This is a genomic window from Neisseria sp. P0008.S010, assembly GCF_051962715.1.
Lineage (GTDB): Bacteria > Pseudomonadota > Gammaproteobacteria > Burkholderiales > Neisseriaceae > Neisseria > Neisseria elongata.
Window position 1 is genome coordinate 1 of sequence record NZ_JBQCVA010000152.1, and the last position, 478, is coordinate 478.

Annotated in this window: 1 rRNA gene; it reads right to left on the reverse strand. The window is 57.9% G+C overall.

From position 1 onward, the window contains the following. Nucleotides 1-478 (reverse strand): 16S ribosomal RNA (locus ACTHSL_RS12975); the annotation flags it as partial.

Genomic DNA, 478 nt, shown 5'->3' on the forward strand with positions numbered 1-478 from the left:
GTATAAGAGACAGGACTACTCGGGTATCTAATCCTGTTTGCTCCCCACGCTGTCGCGCCTCAGCGTCAGCAACGGCCCAGCAGATCGCCTTCGCCACTGGTGTTCTTCCCGATCTCTACGCATTCCACCGCTACACCGGGAATTCCATCTGCCTCTACCGTGCTCAAGTCCAACAGTCTAGAAGGCAGCCTCCCGGTTGAGCCGTGAGATTTCACCCCCTACTTATTGGACCGCCTACGCGCCCTTTACGCCCAGTAATTCCGGACAACGCTTGCACCCTCTGTATTACCGCGGCTGCTGGCACAGAGTTAGCCGGTGCTTCCTTTCGAGGTACCGTCAGATCTTCGTCCCTCGCGACAGTGGTTTACAACCCGAAGGCCGTCATCCCACACGCGGCGTCGCTGCGTCAGGCTTTCGCCCATTGCGCAATATTCCCCACTGCTGCCGCCCGTAGGCTGTCTCTTATACACATCTGACG